Source organism: Shewanella sp. SR44-3 (assembly GCF_014163735.1).
In the GTDB taxonomy this organism is placed as follows: domain Bacteria; phylum Pseudomonadota; class Gammaproteobacteria; order Enterobacterales; family Shewanellaceae; genus Shewanella.
Genome location: NZ_JACJDV010000073.1, coordinates 1 through 3,272 on the forward strand (window position 1 = coordinate 1; position 3,272 = coordinate 3,272).

Genomic DNA, 3,272 nt, shown 5'->3' on the forward strand with positions numbered 1-3,272 from the left:
GATAACAAATAACAAATAACAAATAACAAATAACAACGAATAGGATGATGTAACCATGACAAAGAGCATGATCATAAACCGTAAAAAATCAGGATTTGGCCGCAATCTCCTTGGCGCCTTTCTCGCCATCGCCAGTGTCATTAGTATCAGCATTGGCCTCAGTGGTTGCGGCGGCCCTGATACTGTCGCGCCCCCAAGACAAGCCCAAGCCATTGACAGTACCCATGAATGTCATCTTTGCGGCATGTTAATCACCGAATTCCCCGGCCCAAAAGGTGAGCTATACACTAAAACCTCAGAAAAAGTGAAAAACTTCTGTTCAACCAGAGACTTATTTAGCTTTTTGCTCGACCCTGAATATGTTCATCAAGTGAAAGAGGTGTATGTGCACGACATGAGCCTATCGCCATGGGCTAAGCCCGACGACAGCCATTTTATGAATGCAAGGCTCGCTTGGTTTGTGGTCGGCTCCAGCCAAACCGGTGCCATGGGGGAGACCATAGGCAGTTTCAGCGTTAAAAAAGATGCTGAAGTATTTATCGAGCAATACGGCGGCAAACTCTATCGCTTCGATGAAATCACCCAAGCACAGCTGTAGTGCGAAGGTTTTTTACTTATGGGTAATAGGTAGGATGTGAGCTATATGAGCAATTAGTAGATGTTAATAAGGCAAGTGTTAGTGTTACTGTAAATCAGGCGTACAGGCTTGCCATGGCATCAGCTCTTCGACACGCAGCACTTCTTGTTAAATCAAGAGCTTCCATGTAGTTCGCTTTGACGTCCTATTTCCTAAAACAAGAAATAGACGGTCGTCGCGCAACTCTTGTTATGGGATGACAGGGTTCACCTTGTTAGCGTTGGTGTCACCTGTTGGCTTAAAAGGCTCGAGTTAAAAGTTAGCAATGGGGCCAGTATAAAATGACGCCTAGATGATATCGATTACAAATTATCTAACGGGCTGGTCGTGCCAGCATAATGTTGGCCTAGCACATGAGTATAAATTTGAGTGGTATTGATGTCATTGTGCCCAAGCAGTTCTTGCACGCTTCTGATATCTCTGCCCGCTTGCAGTAAATGTGTCGCAAAACTGTGTCTAAAAGTATGGCAAGTGACGCGTTTCACTATATTGGTTTTCTTCACTGCCGTGCCCAAGGCTTTCCGGATAACGCTAGGATGCAAGTGATGCCTGCAAAGGATCTGAGTAAATGGGTGCAAGCATGTGCAATGAGAGGGGAAAATGAACATCCAACCAGCTTGCTTATATGCATTAGGATACTTTCGACCGAGTGCATAGGGCAAAGAAGGACCAATGCCTTCTTGATTGTCTTTCAATTGGATTTCTCGAGCGGTATCAATAACGTTAGCCAGCTTAGTGCCCGAATTATGACTCAGGATAGTCTGCCTATCTTTATGCCCCTTACCATCTCTGACCGTTAATGAATGTCCTTGCAAGTCGACATCTTGGATCCTCAGGCGTAAACATTCAGAAATCCGTAAACCACTGCCATATAACAACTCGATGATGAGCCTATCTCGGCCCAACAGTTGCTCTAGCACTAAGGCTATCTCACGGGTTGTGAGAACACTAGGTAATGTACGTTGCTTACTGGCATAGCGAAACTCTAAGTTACCTAATGTTTGTTGGAAGTGTTTTTGATAGAGATACACTAACGCATTGAGCGCCACTTTTTGGGTATTGATGGCGACATTGCGGGTATTGGCAAGGAAGGTTAAAAATTGTGCTACTTCACAGGTACCCATGTTTTCAGGATGACGCTTATGATGAAAGTTGATATAGGCTTTTATCCAATATAGATACGCTTTTTCAGTTTTGATGCTGTAGCCGCGCATACGCATTTCGGCTTTTATGCGCTCTAAGAACGGGCTTTGGCTAGACATAACAAATACCTCGACACTGTATTTATATACAGTATTATTTCTTTTTTGATAAAAATCCAGTCACTTTTCGCACTAACTTTGCGCGTTTAGCCTTGAGAGTCATGTTTTTTACGAGTAGTATCAGTATGTTGGATTCGATGCTATGTAGATAATAGGAACCTATTATCTAGTGAAAGTGCGCATGCGCGTTTATCCAACAGGTGTATTTAGCGTATTGTTGAGTATTCTATCTAAATACAAAGAGTTAGCGGTGCGCGTTTTTACTGGTCTAATGTGGTAGACGCGCATGCGCACTATACAAAGGTTAGGCGTCAATTCGATACCGAGGAATTATTAAAGAATGGTAACTGATTTTCAATTTATTGCCCTTGAAAAAAATGAATTTGATTCATTTATGGATTTGAATGATGAAGAACTTTCATTACATAAAGCAAAATGGATGACTGTAGATGAAGAACCCGGATATCCTTGTCGTGTTTCGTTGGAAGATGCAAAAATAGGAGAAAGAGTTCTATTTTTACCTTACTGGCACCATGACGTAGATTCAGCCTATAAAGCCATAGGAACAGTTCTCGTACGAGAGTTTTCTCAAACGAGCAAGCTTGGTGTAAATCAGGTGCCCAAAATGCTTAATCATCGGCTGCTGTCGGTAAAGGCCTATGATTCAAGTAATATGATGGTAGCCCATGATATTTCTAAAGGTACAGAATTGGAATTGAAATTGAAAAAGCAATTCCAAAATTCTAAAGTTAATTATATTCATCTTCACTATGCAGGTCCTGGTTGTTTTTGTAGTGCGGTGTACCGCGCCTAACAAGGGTTTTCAAGTCGGACTCGTAACAGCTTGCTCGGTTCTACTTCGTTTCACATTTTAGCAAGCTATTACTCACCGCTTAAAACGGCGTTATGTGTAAGGTATCGCATGGATATTGAGGCGAAATTGGCAAGTAAGATCACAAAGCTATTCCCAGAATTAGAGGGTAGAGCAGAAGCTATTTCAGTATTGGATGGCTATGGCCAAGAATCATATGAGCAAGAGCAAACTCGTGTTCGTTTAGCAATTTTAAAACTTGCAGGTTCCAACCCAACCATTTCTGAGCTACAAAAATATACTAGCGTGGCCAAATCAGATTATCGAGATGTTTTGTCTTGGGCAGAGTATCCTAGGCAAAGTAAAAACTGGTCAGCCAAAGGTTCTAAAAAACAGCAATTGATCGATGCTGACTTAAATGAGTACCAAGCATGGATAAACACATAACTAATAAGGATAGGCCGCGCGAAGCCGCGTCCTTATCCCAAGTGTTGAACAAGCCCGAGCTCACGATAAGTTGTACCTTTAATAGTAAATAGCAGATCGAGAATACGATCTGTTT

4 protein-coding genes are annotated in these 3,272 nt (G+C 42.1%); 3 read left to right on the forward strand and 1 reads right to left on the reverse strand.

All coding sequences use genetic code 11. From position 1 onward, the window contains the following. Window positions 1-55: 55 nt before the first annotated feature. A complete protein-coding gene (locus tag H5073_RS17730; protein WP_182680891.1) occupies window positions 56-598 on the forward strand; it encodes a nitrous oxide reductase accessory protein NosL in 543 nt (180 codons plus the stop codon). A 341-nt stretch (window positions 599-939) separates the two neighbouring features. On the opposite strand, the gene H5073_RS17735 is transcribed toward H5073_RS17730, so the two are convergent. Next, window positions 940-1,899 (reverse strand): integron integrase, encoded by a 960-nt coding sequence (locus H5073_RS17735; RefSeq protein ID WP_182680892.1) that lies wholly within the window; start codon window positions 1,897-1,899, stop codon window positions 940-942. 340 nt (window positions 1,900-2,239) lie between these two features. Between H5073_RS17735 and H5073_RS17740 the strand changes: the two genes are divergently transcribed. Then, the gene (locus H5073_RS17740; protein ID WP_182680893.1) at window positions 2,240-2,713 is read left to right on the forward strand and encodes a DUF1203 domain-containing protein; all 474 of its coding nucleotides are present in this window, start codon (window positions 2,240-2,242) and stop codon (window positions 2,711-2,713) included. Window positions 2,714-2,821: 108 nt separating this feature from the next. After that, window positions 2,822-3,157 carry a hypothetical protein gene (locus H5073_RS17745; protein ID WP_182680894.1) on the forward strand — a complete coding sequence of 112 codons (336 nt, stop codon included), beginning with the start codon at window positions 2,822-2,824 and terminating at the stop codon, window positions 3,155-3,157. Window positions 3,158-3,272 lie beyond the last annotated feature (115 nt).

What these genes read in the sequence shown, in the direction of transcription:
- H5073_RS17730 (WP_182680891.1), top strand. Translation starts at nt 56, where the DNA reads ATGACAAAGAGCATGATCATAAACCGTAAAAAATCAGGATTTGGCCGC.
- H5073_RS17735 (WP_182680892.1), bottom strand. Translation starts at nt 1,899, where the DNA reads ATGTCTAGCCAAAGCCCGTTCTTAGAGCGCATAAAAGCCGAAATGCGT.
- H5073_RS17740 (WP_182680893.1), top strand. Translation starts at nt 2,240, where the DNA reads ATGGTAACTGATTTTCAATTTATTGCCCTTGAAAAAAATGAATTTGAT.
- H5073_RS17745 (WP_182680894.1), top strand. Translation starts at nt 2,822, where the DNA reads ATGGATATTGAGGCGAAATTGGCAAGTAAGATCACAAAGCTATTCCCA.